The organism is Paenibacillus sp. FSL R5-0407 (genome assembly GCF_038009185.1).
GTDB lineage: Bacteria > Bacillota > Bacilli > Paenibacillales > Paenibacillaceae > Fontibacillus > Fontibacillus vini.
In genome coordinates this window covers 2,004,545-2,023,551 of the sequence record NZ_JBBPAX010000001.1, presented here as the reverse complement: position 1 = coordinate 2,023,551, position 19,007 = coordinate 2,004,545, and the positions used below count along the sequence as shown (strand labels likewise).

10 protein-coding genes and 1 pseudogene are annotated in these 19,007 nt (G+C 48.6%); 9 read left to right on the top strand and 2 right to left on the bottom strand.

Annotated features, from left to right (window positions below):
- The first annotated feature begins 158 nt into the window (after positions 1 to 158).
- Positions 159 to 1,709, top strand: coding sequence for a response regulator transcription factor (locus tag NYE70_RS09725; RefSeq protein WP_341045815.1), 1,551 nt, complete (start codon positions 159 to 161; stop codon positions 1,707 to 1,709).
- A 1,134-nt stretch (positions 1,710 to 2,843) separates the two neighbouring features.
- On the opposite strand, the gene NYE70_RS09720 is transcribed toward NYE70_RS09725, so the two are convergent.
- On the bottom strand, positions 2,844 to 3,746 hold the full coding sequence (locus NYE70_RS09720; protein ID WP_341045814.1) for an AraC family transcriptional regulator: 903 nt from the start codon (positions 3,744 to 3,746) through the stop codon (positions 2,844 to 2,846).
- Between the two features lie 138 nt (positions 3,747 to 3,884).
- Between NYE70_RS09720 and yicI the strand changes: the two genes are divergently transcribed.
- From yicI to NYE70_RS09690, 6 genes are all read left to right on the top strand, one after another.
- A complete protein-coding gene (yicI, locus tag NYE70_RS09715) occupies positions 3,885 to 6,203 on the top strand; it encodes an alpha-xylosidase (RefSeq protein WP_341045813.1) in 2,319 nt (772 codons plus the stop codon).
- Between the two features lie 155 nt (positions 6,204 to 6,358).
- A complete protein-coding gene (locus tag NYE70_RS09710) occupies positions 6,359 to 8,137 on the top strand; it encodes a cache domain-containing sensor histidine kinase (protein WP_211019965.1) in 1,779 nt (592 codons plus the stop codon).
- Between the two features lie 93 nt (positions 8,138 to 8,230).
- Positions 8,231 to 9,211: an ABC transporter permease gene (locus tag NYE70_RS09705; RefSeq protein ID WP_211019964.1), complete on the top strand. Its 981-nt coding sequence runs from the start codon at positions 8,231 to 8,233 to the stop codon at positions 9,209 to 9,211.
- A gap of 16 nt (positions 9,212 to 9,227) precedes the next feature.
- Positions 9,228 to 10,133, top strand: coding sequence for a carbohydrate ABC transporter permease (locus tag NYE70_RS09700; protein WP_211019963.1), 906 nt, complete (start codon positions 9,228 to 9,230; stop codon positions 10,131 to 10,133).
- Between the two features lie 258 nt (positions 10,134 to 10,391).
- The gene (locus NYE70_RS09695) at positions 10,392 to 12,125 is read left to right on the top strand and encodes an ABC transporter substrate-binding protein (RefSeq protein ID WP_341045811.1); all 1,734 of its coding nucleotides are present in this window, start codon (positions 10,392 to 10,394) and stop codon (positions 12,123 to 12,125) included.
- 94 nt (positions 12,126 to 12,219) lie between these two features.
- On the top strand, positions 12,220 to 14,589 hold the full coding sequence (locus NYE70_RS09690) for a glycoside hydrolase family 95 protein (protein WP_341045810.1): 2,370 nt from the start codon (positions 12,220 to 12,222) through the stop codon (positions 14,587 to 14,589).
- Positions 14,590 to 14,660: 71 nt separating this feature from the next.
- Here the strand turns inward: NYE70_RS09690 and NYE70_RS09685 are convergent, their stop codons facing one another.
- Entirely contained in the window at positions 14,661 to 15,497 is an 837-nt protein-coding gene (locus NYE70_RS09685; RefSeq protein WP_211019960.1) for an AraC family transcriptional regulator, read from the bottom strand.
- A gap of 125 nt (positions 15,498 to 15,622) precedes the next feature.
- Between NYE70_RS09685 and NYE70_RS09680 the strand changes: the two are divergent.
- Both NYE70_RS09680 and NYE70_RS09675 read left to right on the top strand, forming a co-directional pair.
- Positions 15,623 to 17,655, top strand: a pseudogene (locus NYE70_RS09680) (beta-galactosidase).
- 140 nt (positions 17,656 to 17,795) lie between these two features.
- Positions 17,796 to 18,767 carry a phosphotransferase family protein gene (locus NYE70_RS09675; protein WP_341045809.1) on the top strand — a complete coding sequence of 324 codons (972 nt, stop codon included), beginning with the start codon at positions 17,796 to 17,798 and terminating at the stop codon, positions 18,765 to 18,767.
- The last annotated feature ends 240 nt before the right edge of the window (positions 18,768 to 19,007 follow it).

Genomic DNA, 19,007 nt, shown 5'->3' with positions numbered 1-19,007 from the left:
GTTTGTGAGAATTTAATATTTATTTATAATTATTTGTAAACGCTTTAATTCTTTCCGTAGGGGAAGGATATTATTTGTGTTTAATAAAGTGTTATACACACCATTGAAAAACGCCGGATGGGAATTGTAATGAAATCTTTTCCGGCAGGGGGAAATAAATGATGATTAAAGTGCTTATTGTAGACGATGAACCTAAGCTGAGAGAGGGACTTCGCACATTTATCGACTGGAACGCTTACGGTTATGTCGTCGTAGACACGGCGGCCAACGGCAACGAAGCGCTCGAGAAATATAACACTCATGAACCCGATTTGGTAATCGCCGATATTCGTATGCCGGGAATGGACGGATTGCAGTTGATTCAGCGGCTGCGTTCGCTTGATCCTATGCTTCATATTTTAATTTTAAGTGGATACGCGGATTTTGATTACGCTAAGAAGGCTATCTCGCAACGGGCAGACGGTTATTTACTGAAGCCGGTCGACGAAGATGAATTGATAGATTATATACAGAAAATTCAGCAGCAGATTACTCAGGAACGGCTTGCCGAGCTTTGGCAAAGCACCACTAAGGATTGGGGCAGGGAGGCGTTTATTCAATCGCTCCTGTCGGGTAATGAGGAAGAGAAAGCGGTGCTGGAAGGCAAAGCTGAGGAATTGGGTCTGCTATGGAGATGCTATCAGGTCTTGCTGATTAATCTGCATACGGAGAACGATTCGGATATGGAACCCTCCGTTCAAATGAGAAGAAAGATGACCGAGCTGTTTGAACACACGGATCGAGGCTACGTATTCAGCTACCATGCGCAGATCGGTATTCTACTAAAAGATCCGGTTTTGGGCGTGGAAATGGATGGAGTTTACGGCAGTATCCGGGATGCAGCTTCCGATACGGGCGTAGAATTCACCGCGGCCTTAGGGCCAAAGGTATGCAGCTTAATGGAAGTAGTTGATTCTTATGGAGTGGCCAGTGAGCTTAACAAAAGCCACTTTATTCATGGCAACGGCAAGCTTCTGAGCCGGGATTCGGTTCAGGAAACTTCCCTTGGAGAAGTGTCCGTTGAGCCAGGGACGGAACCGTTGAACGAACAGCTTTATTATGCTGTGGAGGTGGGCAATCGCGAGACGGTGAAAGCGCTGGTCCGCCGTACAGGGGAATGCCTTGTGTCTGAGGGCTATGGCGAAGGGGAAATTAAACGTCGTTTCGTTGAGATTCTGACCTCGATTCACGCAAAAGGGATCAAGCAATCGCCGGAGCTGCAGAGCCGCAGTAAGGAATTTTCGGACTATTTGTCCGATATTTATAAGGCTTGGACGCTTGAGGGCGTGTATGAGAAAACGGAGTTTTTCCTGGAACAGATGATGAGCGGACTGGGCGAGGGAGGAAAACACCGGGAAGTAAAGATCATGCTTGATCTGATTCACCGTAATTTCAGCGACAACTTGAAGCTGGAAACTTTGTCCGGCATTTTTAACTATAATAGCGCGTATCTCGGCAAATTGTTCAAGAACGCTACAGGCGAATACTTTAACACCTACCTCGATAAAGTGCGGATCGAGAAGGCGAAGTCCCTTCTTGAGGAAGGGTTGAAAGTCTACCAAGTGGCCGAGAAGGTCGGTTATACGAACGTGGATTATTTCCATAGCAAGTTCCGGAAGTATGTGGGGACATCCCCCTCCGCCTACCGCAAAACCACCAACCACGCGTAGATGTAATTCAAAAACCGGCTTTTGATCACGAAGCGGATTCAGAGAAGTTGATTCGGCGTCGAATCTGGGGTTCATCCAGTGCCTTCCGGTGCTCACGTAGGCTTCTCCTACGCTCCGCTCCTCAGTCCCTGGCTTTACCCCACCTTCTCGGTGCTGAAAACCCGGTTTTTGAATCTCGATTGGAAGGGTAGATCAAAAACCGGCTTTTGATCACGAAGCGGATTCAGAGAAGTTGATTCGGCGTCGAATCTGGGGATTCAGCCATGGACCAAGCATATGCTTCCGAAGAATGTTTCCTCCGGAAACATTTGAGGTGCTCACGTAGGCTTCTCCTACGCTCCGCTCCTCAGTCCCTGGCTTTACCCCACCTTCTCGGTGCTGAAAACCCGGTTATTGAATCTCGACTGGAAGGGTAGATCAAAAACCGGCTTGTGATCACGAAGCGGGATAGAATGGTCGTTGAGGCATGGCATTAGTATATGTGAAGCTAATTGCGAAACGATAAGAAGCTGCTGATTGGATATTTCCAATCAGCAGCTTCTTTTTTTGACTAGTTGGTTGTTTCCATTGGATAATTCCAATGGAATTTAAGGAAAACCGTCTCATTTACGCTAATCCGAGTCTCGTCATTGGATATTTCCAATCAACACGGGGGAATCGGCTAATTGTGTAGTTTTTCATTGGAAATATCCAATTAGTTCGTTCTGCATTTGCAGCTCAGCAATTTTAGGTAGTTGAAGTTAAATTTTCACATGAAAATGTGACTAATAATGGATGTATTAAAGCGCTTACAAAAGGTGGTATGATAGGTTTGTGAATAATAGACACGAAAAGCCCGGCTTGGCGACGAGGCATCATGTAGGACGGTATTCAGGGGCAACGAGGATATAACACAGGACGACAATCAGGCGGCGACGGATTCTGAAGTTAGTAGGATTGCGATTCTAGCAACAACGATTAGTTGATCAACTAAATCTGGGCGCCGGCGACGGTGGAGGGGAGAGGGAGGTCTGATGGGGTCCCTGCACTCCGATGTCCCGTCCCGAAATCCAAATCTCAGAACTTCAGAGCCCTAGCAAGTATGAATCTCCGGCAAAAAAGGAATATTAGCTGAAGGCGTTTGAGCCGGTCAAACTAGGCTTCGATCTGGCTTTGGAGTTTTTTTCGGAATTCCGAAGGCGAGCAATTCATGGTCTTGCGGAACACCCGGATAAAGTAGCTGATATTGTCGTAACCGACCTCTAGCGCAACATCGGAAATTTTTCGTTCCGGTTGCCGCAGCAGTTCGACGGCCTGTCGAATCCGGTAGGAGTTAATATAGTCCATCGGAGTTTGCCGGGTCATGGATTTGAAGAAACGGCAGAACTGGCCTTCGCTCATCGGAACGAGCGCAGCGAGCTCAGACAGGCGGATCGGGTGCTCATAATTGTGCTGAATATAGTGAATCACGGTTTTGAGGCGCTCGATTTTTGAAGACTCGCTCCGGTTGCTTGCGGTCCGGTTGCAAGTTTTACCTTCCGCGATAATCTCCGCCAACATAAGGTAGAGATGACCCTTAACCGAGCCTTCGTAGCCGGGGGATTGCGCGCTGCAGCCTTTCATGATGGACACAATATGGTCCAGCAGGCTGACCTCAAAGCTTTCGGCATGCCGGATATGTCTCGGAAAAGTCGCTTTTCTTTCCTGCAAAGGAAGGATCAGATTTTCTTGCACGGCGTCGTAATGAGCGCTGGCCAGCAATTGCGTGTCGAAGACCAGCGAGAAAAAAGAGCAGCCTGTCTCTCCGCTGGCATGAGCGGCGTGAATGTCGCCACCATCGACGAATACGGCTTCTCCGGCCTTGACGGTAAAATAATCGGTATCGACCTGGAACACCGTCTCGCCGTCTATGCAGTAGAATATTTCGGGTTCTTCATGCCAGTGGCAGTCGATAACGTGCTCGCCGGGGCCATAACTGTACCAGTAGGTTCCAAATGGAAGATGCTCACTACCGTGCGATTTGCTTTCTTTCAGAGAGCGGCGGAGTGCTTGATCCATGAAAGTCACCTCATCAATATAGTGTTATAATATCATCGAATTATGTTAGAATATTTCCTTTTCAATCAGTATAATGCAAGTGTAAGCAGTTTAATAGTGATAATTATGAAAAGTGAATCGAAAGGCGGTATATAACAGATGAAATTTACCGATGGCAACTGGCTGATTCGTGATGGATACACGCTTTCCACTGCGGTTCAAGCATACGATTTTATGGAACAGAATCATACACTGACAGCTTCAGCTTCGACTACTCCGCTTCGCGGACGCGGCGATATGATTAATACAACGCTTCTTACCGTACATTTCCACTCCCCGCTTCCTGGCGTAATCGGCGTCAAGCTTGTGCATTTTGCCGGTACTGTGGATCATGGGCCTAACTTTGAATTGGCTAAGGGCGGCGATCATGCAGTAATTACCGAAAACGATGAGTATGCCGAACTCAAAAGCGGCAATCTCAGCGTACGCATTAACAAAGGTGCGCAGTGGTCGGTGGATTTCTATCGCGGAACTCAGCGCCTTACAGGTAGTGCGTTTAAATCGATGGCACACGTGACCGAAGCCGGCGGAAACACCTTCATGCGCGAAGAGCTCGACTTAAGCGTTGGTGAACTCGTTTACGGTTTGGGCGAACGCTTTACGTCCTTTATCAAGAACGGACAGGTTGTCGACATTTGGAACAAAGACGGCGGCACAAGCTCCGAACAATCCTATAAGAACATTCCGTTTTATGTAACTAATAAAGGCTACGGCGTATTGGTTAATGACCCGGGCGGCGTTTCCTTTGAAGTAGCTTCTGAAAAAGTGAAAAAAGTTCAATTCAGCGTACCGGGCGAATCGATTGAATATTTCGTTATCGACGGACCTGAGCCGAAGGATGTACTTGATAAATACACCGCATTGACCGGCAAACCTGCGTTGCCGCCGGCATGGTCGTTCGGTCTGTGGCTCACGACTTCGTTTACCACCGATTATGACGAAGCTACGGTCAATTCCTTTGTTGACGGCATGGCCGAAAGAGACCTTCCGCTGCATGTCTTCCATTTCGACTGCTTCTGGATGCGCGAGTTCCATTGGACGGATTTCAAATGGGATGAGCGGGTATTCCCGGATCCTGTCGGCATGCTGAAACGTTTGAAGGAAAAAGGCCTGAAAATTTGCGTATGGATTAACCCTTACATCGGTCAGCGTTCTCGTTTGTTCGAAGAAGGCAAGCAAAACGGCTACCTCGTGAAGAAGCCGAACGGCGATGTATGGCAATGGAATTTGTGGCAGCCAGGCATGGCTCTGGTTGACTTTACGAACCCGGAAGCCTGCGAATGGTATGCCGGCTACCTGCGCGAGCTCGTTGACATGGGCGTCGACAGCTTCAAGACCGACTTCGGCGAGCGGATTCCAACCGACGTCGTTTACCATGACGGTTCCGATCCGGTCAAAATGCACAACTACTACACATACCTTTACAATAAAGTGGTATTTGAAGTCCTGGAAGAGAAGCTTGGCAAAAATGAAGCGGCGCTGTTTGCCCGTTCGGCTACCGTCGGCGGACAGAAATTCCCTGTACACTGGGGCGGAGACTGCTATGCGGATTATGAATCGATGGCGGAAAGCCTTCGCGGCGGCCTGTCGCTCGGATTGTCCGGCTTCGGTTTCTGGAGCCATGATATCGGCGGCTTCGAAAACACAGCTCCGGTTCATGTGTTCAAACGCTGGCTCGCATTCGGCCTGATGTCCAGCCATAGCCGTCTGCACGGAAGCAGCTCGTACCGGGTGCCTTGGGCTTATGATGATGAAGCTGTTGACGTTACCCGTTTCTTCACCAAGCTGAAATGCAGCCTGATGCCATACCTGTTCGATACAGCTGTTTATGCTACGGAAAAAGGTGTTCCGACCATGCGCGCCATGTTCCTGGAATTCCCGAATGACCCTGCTACCGAGACGCTGGATCGTCAATATATGTTGGGCGATTCCTTGCTGGTTGCTCCGGTATTCAGCGAAACCGGGGAAGTTACCTACTTCCTGCCGGAAGGCACTTGGACCCACCTGCTCACAGGCAAAACTGTCGAAGGTGGCAAATGGCAAAAAGAAACTTACGATTTCTTCGGCCTGCCGTTGTTTGTCCGCCAGAACTCCATCCTGGCAAAAGGCGCCAACAACAGCCGTCCGGACTATGACTTCGCAGACGGCGTAGAGCTCGGATTGTACCAGCTGCAAGAAGGCGTTTCTGTAACGCGCACGGTCCGCAATATGAAGGGTGAAACCGAACTGACCGTTACCGCGGTTCGCCAAGGCTCCAAAGTAACTCTCGGCGCTGAAGGTGCCGGAAAAGCATTCAAAGTATCGCTGCACGGCATGGGTGAAGTGGCTTCCGTTCAAGGCGGGGAGCTTACTAATGAAGGAACGGTTTCGGTGACTTCCTTCTCCGGCAAGACGGAATTGCAGATTTCCCTGAAATAACCGTGTTGCCCCTGACGGAGCAATAAACTAATATTAAGCTAATGCGTGCGCCGTGCGGACGCGGCCCGAATGATCCCCGCTTGTCAAAGAGTCGGGGATATTCGGTTTTTACGGAGATCTCCGTTATGGTAACCCGAGGTCAGGGAGGGGCAGACATGTTTAGAAAAGTCGTACAAGTCACGAACAACTTCAAGCTCAAGCACAAGCTCATTATTTCCTACATTCTCGTAGTCATGATTCCCGTCATGATTGTTGGCGGAGGAGTGGTTAGCTATTTCCGTTCCCAGGCGATGGACCGGGCGATTGATCAGGCGACCAATAATGTGGAGAAGACTAAATCTCAACTTGGCAACTTGCTGCGCATACCGATGGATGTGTCGAACACCTTATTGCTTGACAAGGATCTGGAGAGAATGGTCACTACCCGTTATGAAAGCGTGCTGGAATTAACAAAGGCTTACCTGAATTATGACGAGTTTACGAGATTCAAACGTACTTACCGGGAGATTGCCGGCGTACGTTTTTATTACGACAACCAGACCTTAATCAATAACCTGGAGCTGATCCCGATCGATGAAAATACTAGTAAAACACATTGGTATCAGCAGGCGATGTCCACAAAAAGCTTGATCTGGACTTATATCGATGATAATGAACCCATTCCGGTACGAAAGCTTAGTCTCATAAGACAACTGCCTTTTCCGGAACGCCGGACAAGCGGAGTACTAATGGTCTCTCTCGATCAGAATGAATTAAATCGTATGTTGCTCCAGGAACCTTTTGAAACGCTGATTGCGGATGAAGCGGGAAACGTAGTAGCCGCCAAGGACTCCAGCTTTGTCGGTAAAACGCTTGAAAGTCTCGATTTCGGCGTTGACCTGAGTCAATTGGAAAAAGGGACTCACAAGCTCAACATTAAAGGCGAACCTTCCTATATGATCGTGGATGAACTGATCCCGGAAAATAGCATCAACGGGCTAAGAGTCGTATCCGTTTTCAGTACGGAATCTATCGTCAAGGATGCGAACAAGGTCAGTTTGATCGGTTTGGTCATCATTCTGCTTGTTTTGCTGATCGCCCTTGCGTTTGTTTATATTGTTTCATTTCTGACTTCCAATCGGTTGCTGCGGCTTAGCCGACATTTGAACCGCTTGGCCCTTGGCGATTTAAATGTAGTCTCCCGAATCGACGGAAATGACGAGATCGGCCAGTTATCACGGCAGTTTAACTACATGGTCGAAAGCATTCGCAGCCTGATGAATCAGGTTGTGGAGAAAACGGAGCAAAATACGGCGCTGGAGATCGCTCAACGTGAGATCAAGCTGAAAATGATGGCCAGCCAGATTAACCCGCACTTCCTTTTTAATGCCCTGGAGTCGATTCGGATGAATGCTCATATGAAGGGTGAAAAGGAAATTGCGAATGTCGTCCGCTTGCTGGGTCGTTTAATGCGCAAAAATCTTGAAGTCGGCAGAGAGAGTACGCCTATTAAGGAAGAGATCGAAATGGTGCGTTCCTATTTGGAAATCCAGAAATTCCGTTATGAGGATCGATTGAAATACGAGTTGAATATTGATCCGCAAGCGCAGGAGATCCGGATTCCTCCTTTAATCATTCAACCTTTGGTAGAGAATGCGGTAGTTCACGGGGTAGAGGATAAGGAAGACGGCGTGGAAGTAAATGTCGATATTCAATTTAATGGCGAACTTCTAGTCATTCGAATACGAGATAACGGTTTAGGGATGACTCCGCAGCGGCTTGACGAGGTGATCCATTCGATTTCAAGTCCGGACGAATCCGAGAACAACCGGATCGGGCTGCGCAACGTCCACCAAAGACTAGTACTGTCCTATGGAGAAGAGCATGGGCTGAAAATCTTCAGTGAATATGGCCGCGGAACGGAGTTTTCCTTTACGATTCCGGTTAATGTCTAATTTTTATATGGTTTTCTCTCAAATCTATCGGGTATTTCCAATCCCCTCGTTCCTTTATCATAAAGGTATAGCAGAGAAGGGGGGATTGGACAGATGGAAACGCTCTCAGAAAAACCTGGAACTAGAAATGTAAGCGTAACCCCTAAGCCGCCAAAAAAGCGGAAGCAAGGAATGTGGCAAAGTATAGTTCAACAAAAATATTTATACCTGATGTCCTTGCCATTCGTAATTTGGTTGTTTGTATTTAATTATTTACCGATCTGGGGCTGGACGATGGCATTCCAGAACTATAAACCGTCCAAGTCTTTTTCAGAACAAAAATGGGTTGGAATGAAAAACTTTGTGGACTTGTTCCAAGACGAAAGATTCTATCTGGTATTAAGAAACACATTAGCCATGAGTCTTATGGGATTGATCTTTGGATTTATCGTACCGATCTTTTTCGCGGTATTCCTGAACGAGCTCAGGGGAAGTATTTTCAAACGTACGGTTCAAACGGTGTCTTATCTGCCGCACTTTGTATCCTGGGTCGTCGTCGGAGGTATCATTACCAAAATGCTCTCGATTGACGGCGGGATCGTTAACGAACTTCTACTGTCATTGCATATTATTAACGAGCCGATACAATTCATGGCTGAAGGGAAATGGTTTTGGGGTATTGTAACCGCTTCCGATATATGGAAAGAGACCGGCTGGAACGCCATTATCTACCTGGCTGCGATCACAGGGATTGACAAAGAACTCTACGAGGCTTCCCGCGTGGATGGAGCGGGACGTTTCAGACAAATATGGAATATTACGCTTCCGGGCATTCGAACTACGATATCCGTACTGCTGATTATGTCGATTGGTCACCTGATCGGTATCGGCTTCGAGAAACAGTTCCAGTTGCAAAATGCGCTGGTAAAAGATTATTCCGAAGTATTGGATTTGTATGCTTTGAATTATGGTATAAACATCAGTCGCTTCTCCTACGGAACGGCGATCAGTATGTTCACCTCCGTCGTAAGCATTATTCTCTTGCTCACGGCAAACGGCATCATGAAGAAAACGACGAAAGAAAGCATCATGTAGAGGGGGAGGGGACAAAATGGCGACAAACTCAAAAGCTTTTAACGCTACAAGATCCGATAAAGTATTCGACACTGTCAACGTAATCGTTATGGCCATTATCTTGATCATTACTTTATATCCTTTCCTGAACGTGCTTGCGATTTCGTTGAACGATTCGACAGACACGGTCCGTGGCGGCATCTATCTTTGGCCGCGGGAATTCACTTTGGAAAACTATAAAACGATCTTTGGATACACCGGCCTGATTCAAGGTTTTAAAGTTACGATTCTTCGTACGGTATCCGGTACAGTGTTAGGCTTGATTAGTGCCTCAATGCTGGCGTATACGTTAAGCCGACCGGATTTTAAATCCCGGAAATTTGTTTCCACGTTTCTTGCACTGACGATGTATTTCTCCGGAGGACTTGTACCGACTTATATGTTGATGCGGCATCTGGATCTGATCGGAACGTTCTGGATATACATTTTGCCTGGTATTGTCAGCGCATTTAACGTATTCATCATCCGTTCCTTCATTGACGGGCTTCCATACGCTCTGCAAGAGTCGGCCAAATTGGACGGTGCCAATGACTTTACGATTTATTACAAAGTTATTCTTCCACTCTGTAAGCCGGTGCTTGCGACCATCGCCTTGTTCCTTGCAGTCGGACAGTGGAATTCCTGGTTTGATACCTATCTGTACAACGGGAATAAACCTCACTTGACTACCTTGCAATACGAATTGATGAAGGTTCTGGCCAGCACGAACCAAGGTTCGGCGATGACGAATGCGAACGACTTGGCGAATCAGATGGCTCAGATTTCACCGGAATCGATTAAAATGGCGATTACCATAGTCGTAACACTTCCGATCTTGATTGTTTATCCGTTCTTACAGCGGTACTTTGTATCCGGTATGACGTTGGGCGCAGTTAAAGCTTAACCTTCCATAACGGAACAGCAGTAACAAGCATGAACAGTTTCGCCGTGCCGGCAGCAACCGGTACGGCGGGCTGAATCGGAAAATCTTTTTTTAAGCTTTCGTTGAAAGCCCTTACTTAAAATGCTCAGGCAAGAGATGACTTGTCTATTCAAATGAACGCGCTCTTATTAACAAAGTTTAATTGTTTTGGTTTGGTATTTACAGGTTTTACCTGTTATACAATATAGCTTTATTATTTATTACAAGGGGGAACTAGAAATGAGTTGGAAGAGTCCTAAGGCCTTTGCTGCGATCTTGTTGGCAAGCACATTACTCGTCGGCGGTTGCGGAAATTCCGGTAACGACAAGAACAACGCGGCTGGTAACACTGGCAATTCGGGTAACACACAAAATGAACAAAAGGCTGAAGATACGAGCCCAGTCACTTTCACTTTCTTCGGCGCTGATGCCAGCCCGAACTGGAACAACATGAAGGATGATGTGGGTAAAGTCATCACTGAAAAAACCGGCGTAACGCTGGATGCAGAATATGACGTAGGCAGCGGCGGCGGACAAAGCAAAATCGCTTTGATGGCTGCGAGTGGCGACGTTCCGGACATCATTTTTGCAAAGAATGAAATCGGTAAGCTGATTGACGCCGGACTTGTTCTGGATTTGACCGATTTGATTGAAGAGCATGCTCCAAACATTAAAAAGGTTATCGGCGAAAATATGAATCGTCTGAAATACAGCAACGAAGATCCAGCGATTTATCAAATTACGACGAATGTCGGGGTTGATCAACAGAACTTTGATGCTGGCGGCGGTTTTGAAATCCAGCAGCGCGTGTTGAAAGAGCTTGGCTACCCGAAAGTTCGTACCGTTCAAGACTTTGAAAATGTTTTGAAACAATATATGGAAAAGAACCCGACTACGGACGGTCAGCCAAACATCCCGCTCACTTTGAACGCGGATGACTGGAGAATTATGATCACCGTAACGAATCCGGCGTTCATTGCTACGGGAGCACCGGATGACGGCGAGTACTTTGTTGATCCACAAACCTATGAAGCAAAATTGCACTACAAACGTCCTGAAGAGAAAGAATATTTCCGTTGGTTGAACCATATGTACAATGAAGGTCTGCTCGACAAAGATACTTTCGTACAAAAAGACGACCAATACAAAGCGAAAATTGCCAGCGGCCGCGTTCTTGGTCTGATCGACCAAGAGTGGGGATACCAAGATGCAGAGAACGCTCTGAAAACAGCTGGAAAAGACGAATCCACTTACGCTCACTTCCCAGTAACTCTGTCGGAAGACTATGAAGATCATTCCTTCCAAACTGCAGGTCTGGACGGATACGGTATCGCTATTACTACGGAATGTAAAGACCCGGTTCGCGCGATCAAATTCATTGACTGGCTTGCTTCCGATGAAGGTCAAGTGCTCAGAATGTGGGGCGTTGAGGGCAAGCATTACACTGTAGATGAGAATGGAACACGTGTAGTTCCTGCCGACATTCATGACAGAAAAGTAAATGATTCGACCAACTTTACTAAAGAATCCGGTATCGGTCAGTATAGAGTTCTGGCGCCATTCTATGGCGACGGCGTGAAGGATTCCACAGGCAACTACTATACAACTAACTTCCCGGATCAAATCGTTGCTGGTTACACTGAAGCTGAAAAAGAAACATTGAAAGCTTACAACGCTACGACTTGGAAAGATCTGTTCCCGGCTGAAGATGCATTCCCTGCTAAAGAATGGGGCGCGCTGTACAACATGCCGGTTCCTACAGACGGTGACTATCAAGTGATTTTCCAAAAAACACAAGACATCATCCGCAAGCGTATTCCGGAAGCAGTTCTTGCTAAAACGACTGATTTCGACAAGGTTTACGACGCATTCCTGGTTGAATTGGATAAAGCCGGTGCGGAAAAAATGGAAGCTGAATACACTGAGCTTGTGAAGAAGAGAGTATCTTTGTTCACTGGCAAAGAAGTTAAGTAATCAGCTATTATAAGAACTAAATAGGTTGAACAGGAAAAAGGCCCGCAGTTTGCTCGGGCCTTTTTCTCTAAGTTATGGATGGGAGGCAGTAGAGATGCCGGATATGAACAAAGAGAAGTCATTATGGAGATTGTGGTATAATCAGCCCGCTTCCCGCTGGGAAGAGGCTCTGCCAGTCGGAAACGGGCGGATTGGCGGAATGGTTTACGGGGGAGACCGTACAGAAATGATAGCGCTTAATGAGGATACTTTATGGTCGGGATTTCCCCGTGACACCCAGAACTACGACGCTCTCCGGCATTTGGATCGGGCAAGGGAACTGATATTTTCCGGGAAATATAAAGAGGCGGAAGCATTGATCAACTCGAAGATGCTGGGCCGGCGGACCGAGTCTTACCAGCCTTTAGGTAACCTGAAAGTGGAGCACCATGGAGATATGACATCTGCCGGATACTATAGAGGACTTGACCTGGAAAAAGGAGTGGCTGAGGTCCGTTATTCCCGCGGAGAAGCCGTCTTTACGCGGGAGGTGTTCGTTAGTGCGGCGGATCAAGTTTTAGCGCTCAGATATGATTCTCCTTCGGAGGATTTACTGGATTTAACGATTTCGCTGGATTCGCCTTTAAGATACACAACGAGCGAAACGGCGGAAGGAAACGGGCTGAAAATGAACGGTAGGGCACCTAGCCATATTGCCGACAATTATAGGGGGGATCACCCTCAATCTGTTTTGTATGAGGAAGGGATGGGCCTTTCTTTTGAAGCGCAAATCCGTATCTATCATGATGGAGGAACCCTTGTGCACGAATCCGGCCGGGCGCAAGTAAGCGGTGCGAAATCAGTGACCGTGCTACTAGCGGCGGCTACTGACTTCGCCGGGTACGACGTGATGCCGGGAAACGGTTCGGCGGAGATCGTGAGCGGGAAGTGCACGGCTGCCCTCGATGCGGCCGAGCAGCTTGGATTTAATGAACTGCGCAAGCGGCATATCGCAGATCACGAGAGCCTGTTCGGACGGGTGGACTTAAAGTTAGATGGAGAGGACGTAACCTCTTTACCCACAGATGAACGTCTCGTACGCTATCAATCCGGGAAGAGTGATCCTGGGCTTGAAGCTTTGTATTTTCAGTACGGAAGATACTTGCTGATGGCCAGTTCCAGACCCGGCACACAGCCGGCTCATCTGCAGGGTATTTGGAATCCGCATATGCAGCCACCTTGGAACAGCAACTATACGACGAATATAAACACGGAAATGAACTACTGGCCTGCAGAAGTATGTAATTTAAGCGAGTGTCATGAACCCTTGTTTGATCTTATCGGCGATCTTAGCAAAACCGGTGCAAGAACCGCAAGAATTCATTATGGAACCAGAGGTTGGACTGCGCATCACAATGTAGATTTGTGGCGGACATCCACACCGAGTGACGGAGATGCCAGTTGGGCGTTTTGGCCGATGGGCGGAGTATGGCTTAGCCGTCATCTTTGGGAACATTATGTCTTCACTCAGGATGAACATTTTTTGCGGGAAACCGCTTATCCCCTTTTGAAAGGGGCAGCTGAATTTTGCTTGGGTTGGCTTGTTCCGGGACCAAACGGAGAATTGACTACAGCCCCTTCCACCTCGCCGGAGAACAAGTTCCTAACAGCGGACGGCGAGCCATGCAGCATATCGGCCGGCTCCACTATGGATTTGTTCCTGATCCGCGAGCTGTTCAACCATTGTATTCTGGCTTCCGAAATTGTTGGTGCCGATCGGGAATGGTCTCGACTTCTGGAAGAAACGATGGAGACAATGGCGAAGCCGCAAATAGGGCCGGATGGCCGGCTGCGGGAATGGAGCGAGGATTTTGTGGAAGCGGAACCGGGGCACCGGCATGTATCGCATCTTTACGGCTTGTATCCGGGAAATGCCATTACACCGGATGGAACGCCGGAGCTGGCGGAAGCGGTCCGCAAATCGCTGGACAGCCGGATCAGCCAAGGGGGCGGGCATACCGGCTGGAGCTGTGCATGGCTGATCAACTTGTACGCCAGACTGGGAGACGGGGAAACGGCATACCGTTTTGTAAATACATTGTTGTCCCGTTCGACCTATCCTAATCTTTTTGACGATCATCCACCGTTCCAGATTGACGGCAACTTCGGCGGAACTTCAGGCATCGCCGAAATGCTGCTTCAGAGCCATAACAACGGTATCGAGCTTTTACCTGCCCTGCCGAAGGCTTGGTCGTCTTCGGGCAGCGTCAGCGGACTCCGGGCCAGAGGCGGCTACACCGTTAGCGCCGCATGGCTGAACGGCCGTCTTACGGAAGCCGGCATCACCGCTTCCCGCAGCGGTTGGTGTACTCTGCGTTACAAAGAGGCAATTTCGGTTGTTAAGTCGGACGGATCGCTTGTTCCGGTCGAAGATGGCCGTTTCTATGCGGAGCAAGGCAGCACATATCTGATTTCCGTGCAATAATTCTCGTCCATTGATGGGCAAGCAAGGCTGTCCAGGGATCCGCCACATTCCGGTCCCAAAGGACAGCCTTTTTAATGCAATCTTCGAAATTGTTGCGGAGTCAGGTTCGTATGCTTGCGGAACGTGGCCACGAAATGGCTGGTGTCGCGAAATCCGGTTTCCCCGGCGATGCTTGCGACGGTGAGTTCCGGGTTCCCGGCGAGCCGCTCCTTGGCTTTGTGAATGCGCATCTGGACGAGGTAGGCATACGGGGAAAGTCCAAAAGTAAGCTGGAACAGCTTGCTCAAATGGCGGCTGGAAATGCCGAGTACTTCGGCCAGACTGTCCAGACCGATATCAGGATCGCGATAATGGTTTTCCATCCACTGCAGCAGGGGGGCGAGCTTTTCCACATTGCGGGTTACGGAAACGCTGCTGGCTTGTCCGAATTTGCTCAAAAGACCAAGGAACCGGTAAGTTTTAGTGGATATCTCCAGACCGAACAGATCGTTTCCGGTATCCAGCTGCTCAAGCATCGAGCCGAGCAGGGGAGCCAGCGGCGAATCCGGATCCCATCGAAAAAAGGCGGGTTCACGGATAGCAAATGCGTTCAGGATCGGACCCGTCGCTTCTCCGCCGAACGTGATGTACAGCGTACTCCACACAGTTCCGTGGGATATCGCCTCGTAAGCATGCGGCATTCCGGGAGGGAGAAGCAGCCCCGTGAACGGCTCAAGCACGATAGTCTCATTTCCATAGGACAATTTGCCTTCGCCCGCTTCGGTTTGAATCCAGTGGTAGAAGGGGTAGCCTTCGGGGCGGATGATCTTCTCCTGATTCGGATTATAGCCGATGCTTTCGACGATCAGGGGGAGATGAGGAGTTCCGGAAGGGGAAAAGACGAACCGCCGGGATGCTGGCGTTTGCATGAGATTATGACCTCCTTGTTAGTTCCATATTATTATATTTGAAGTCGGAAATATTATATATGAAGGGCTAAGATTTACTTTTACAATGGTAATATAATTATATCACTTTAAAGGATGTGTTCGCAGTGATTAACGATAAGCTGCCGAAAATATGGTATGGCGGGGACTACAATCCCGAGCAATGGGACGCGGAGATTTGGAAAGAGGACGAGCGTATGTTCAAGCTCGCAGGTATTGATGTAGCGACCGTCAACGTGTTCTCTTGGGCGCTGAACCAGCCGGATGAAGATACTTATGATTTTGCCCAACTTGATGAGACGATGGACCGCTTGTACAAGAGCGGTGTGTATACTTGCCTGGCAACGAGCACGGGTGCCCACCCGGCATGGATGGCGAGAAAGTATCCCGATGTCACGCGTGTGGACGTTCAGGGAAGAAAGCGGAAGTTTGGCGGACGCCATAACTCCTGCCCGAATTCGCCGACTTATCGCAAATATTCCGTCCGCATGGCCGGTAAAATGGCGGAGAGATACAAGGACCATCCCGGCCTGCTGATTTGGCACGTATCCAACGAATACGGCGGATATTGCTACTGTGACAATTGCGCAGCCGGATTCCGCAAATGGCTCGAGGAGCGTTACGGCAATCTGGATGCTTTGAACAAGGCATGGAATACCCGTTTCTGGGGCCACACGTTCTACGATTGGGAGGAGATCGTACCTCCGAGTGAACTGAGCGAAGAATGGAACGGCAACCGCACCAACTTCCAGGGGATCTCGTTGGACTACCGCCGCTTTATGTCTTACAGCTTGCTGGAATGCTATAAACTGGAGTATGAAGAGATCAAAAAACATACCCCGGACATTCCGGTGACGACGAACCTGATGGGCTTCTATCCGGAGCTTGACTATTTTGAATGGGCTAAATATCTGGACATCGTATCTTGGGACAATTATCCTTCCCTGGATACCCCGGTCAGCTTTACGGCAATGACGCATGATCTGATGCGCGGATTGAAAAGCGGGGATCCGTTCATGCTGATGGAGCAAACACCGAGCCAGCAAAACTGGCAAGCCTACAATTCACTGAAGCGCCGGGCGTTATGCGCTTATGGAGCTACCAGGCCGTTGCCCGCGGGGCGGATACGGTGCTGTTCTTCCAGCTTCGCCGTTCCATCGGGGCGTGCGAGAAGTATCACGGCGCCGTGATCGAGCATGTCGGGCATGAACATACCCGTGTCTTCCGCGAATGCGCCGAGCTAGGCCGCGAGCTGGAGCAGCTTGGTGATACGCTCCTGGACGCTCGCACGGAGGCTAAAATTGCGATTGTTTATGATTGGGAAAATCGTTGGGCGACTGAACTGTCCAGCGGCCCGACGATCGCCTTGAATTATGTGAATGAGGTTCACAAATATTATGACGCTTTGTTCCAGATGCATGTGGAGAGCGATATGGTATCGGTGGAAGAGGACCTGAGTAAATATGAAATCGTCATAGCACCGGTCATGTACATGGTGAAACCGGGCTTCGCGCAAAAAGTAGAGCAGTTTGTCGCAAAGGGTGGCACGTTTATTACCACTTTCTTCAGCGGCATCGTGAACGAGAACGATATCGTAACGACCGGAGGATACCCCGGTGAACTGCGGAAGGTGCTTGGGATTTGGGCGGAAGAGATCGATGCGCTGTTCCCGGATCAGAAGAATCAGATCGTGATGAAGCAGGCTTGGGGCCAACTGGAAGGACAGTTCGAATGTGGATTGCTTTGCGATCTCATTCATTCCGAAGGTGCTGAAGTACTGGCTGAATATGGTTCCGATTTCTATAAGGGGATGCCTGTCCTGACGAAGAACAGCTTTGGTTCCGGCCACGCCTATTATGTGGCGAGCAGCCCGGAGGCATCTTTCCTTGAAGGATTCCTTGCTAATTTGTGCGATGAGAAGGGCATCAAGCCTTTACTGCATGCTCCTGCGGGCGTAGAAGTAGCTCGCCGGGTGAAGAGCGATAAGGAATTCCTGTTCCTGCTCAATCACAATGCGGAGAGTGCCGAGGTAGAAATCGGCTCCGAAGGGAAGAAAGACCTGCTGGCAGGCAAGAACGTGAAGGATTCCGTCACTGTTCCTGGCCGCGGAGTTATCATTCTTGAAGATCAAAGAAAATAAATAACGAAGAGGAGGGGAGCAATCCCCTCCTTTTTTATATGCTTTGAATAAAGTTATTAAATATAATGTAAGGGTTACTGTACAATGACTTTAACGATTTTTTCATTAGTATTGAAAAAGAAAACATTGGAGGATACCGTATGGAGAATATGATCAAGCGTCAATTGACTCGGGATGAGTTGGCGGCTTTAATTGCCAGAGCCTTCGGTGAACAAGCGAAAATCGGTGAAGTTCTCGAATTAAAGGACGGCTGGTTCAACTCTGCTTATGATCTCACTTTGAACGACGGTTCGCGGGCGGTTCTGAAAGTTGCTCCCCACGTAGGGGCCGGAATGATGCGCTATGAACGCAATGTAATGAAAACTGAGGTCGAGGTGCTGCGTTTATTGAGGGGAACCGGTAATATACCGATACCTGAAGTTTATTATTATGAAGTAGAGGAAGGCGGCAATGAGTGCTTCCTGATGGAATACCTCCCGGGCACCCCGTACAATAAGATCAAGGAACAACTATTGCCGGAAGAGCGCGGGCAGATTGAAGAAGAGCTCGGGAGATTGAGCCGATACATAAATGAGATTCAAAGTGATCGTTTCGGCTACTTTGCCCTGGAAGAACAGCAGGGAAGTGACTGGCTGACGGTATTTTCAGACATGGTTTCCGGCTTGATAGCCGATGCGAAGGACAAAGATATTGAGCTGCCGGCAAGTGAAGAGCAAATAAAGTCCGCAATTGCTCTCCGTAAATCCAGTTTGGAGGAAGTCACCGTTCCGCGATTGGTTCATTGGGATTTATGGGACGGCAATGTGTTTGTGGATTCCGGCCGGATTACCGGAATTATTGATTGCGAGAGGGCATTATGGGGAGACCCGCTCATGGAATACTATTTCCGGACATTGGCCGGGGATCATTCCGCTTTTTTGAAGGGATACGGGAAGGAAGCTTTTACGAATCTTGAAAAAGAGCGGCTAGAGCTTTATGACCTGTATCTTGCCCTAATTCTACATATTGAATGTACCTATCGCCAATACAGCGATGAGAACCATCGGCGCTGGGCTTCGGAGCATTTGCAGCAGTGTTGGGAGAGCATAGCGGGTACATCGTGTGAGAAATAAGGGGCTTTTAGGGCTTTATTTGCGCGGATGTTCCCCATTCCGGGTCTTATTTTGCAGATGGACCGCCTAAAAGGTCGGTTTTAATCAGGATGGAGGTTATTAGGGGACAAAAAGGCTCCAATTGGCAAGTTAAACCCCGAAAACCTGATAATAGAGCCCAAAATGTCCCCTATTGGGTTGATTAGCATTCCATACTACTAGTACATAGTTCATATTTACTAAAAAAGAGCTATCCACAGG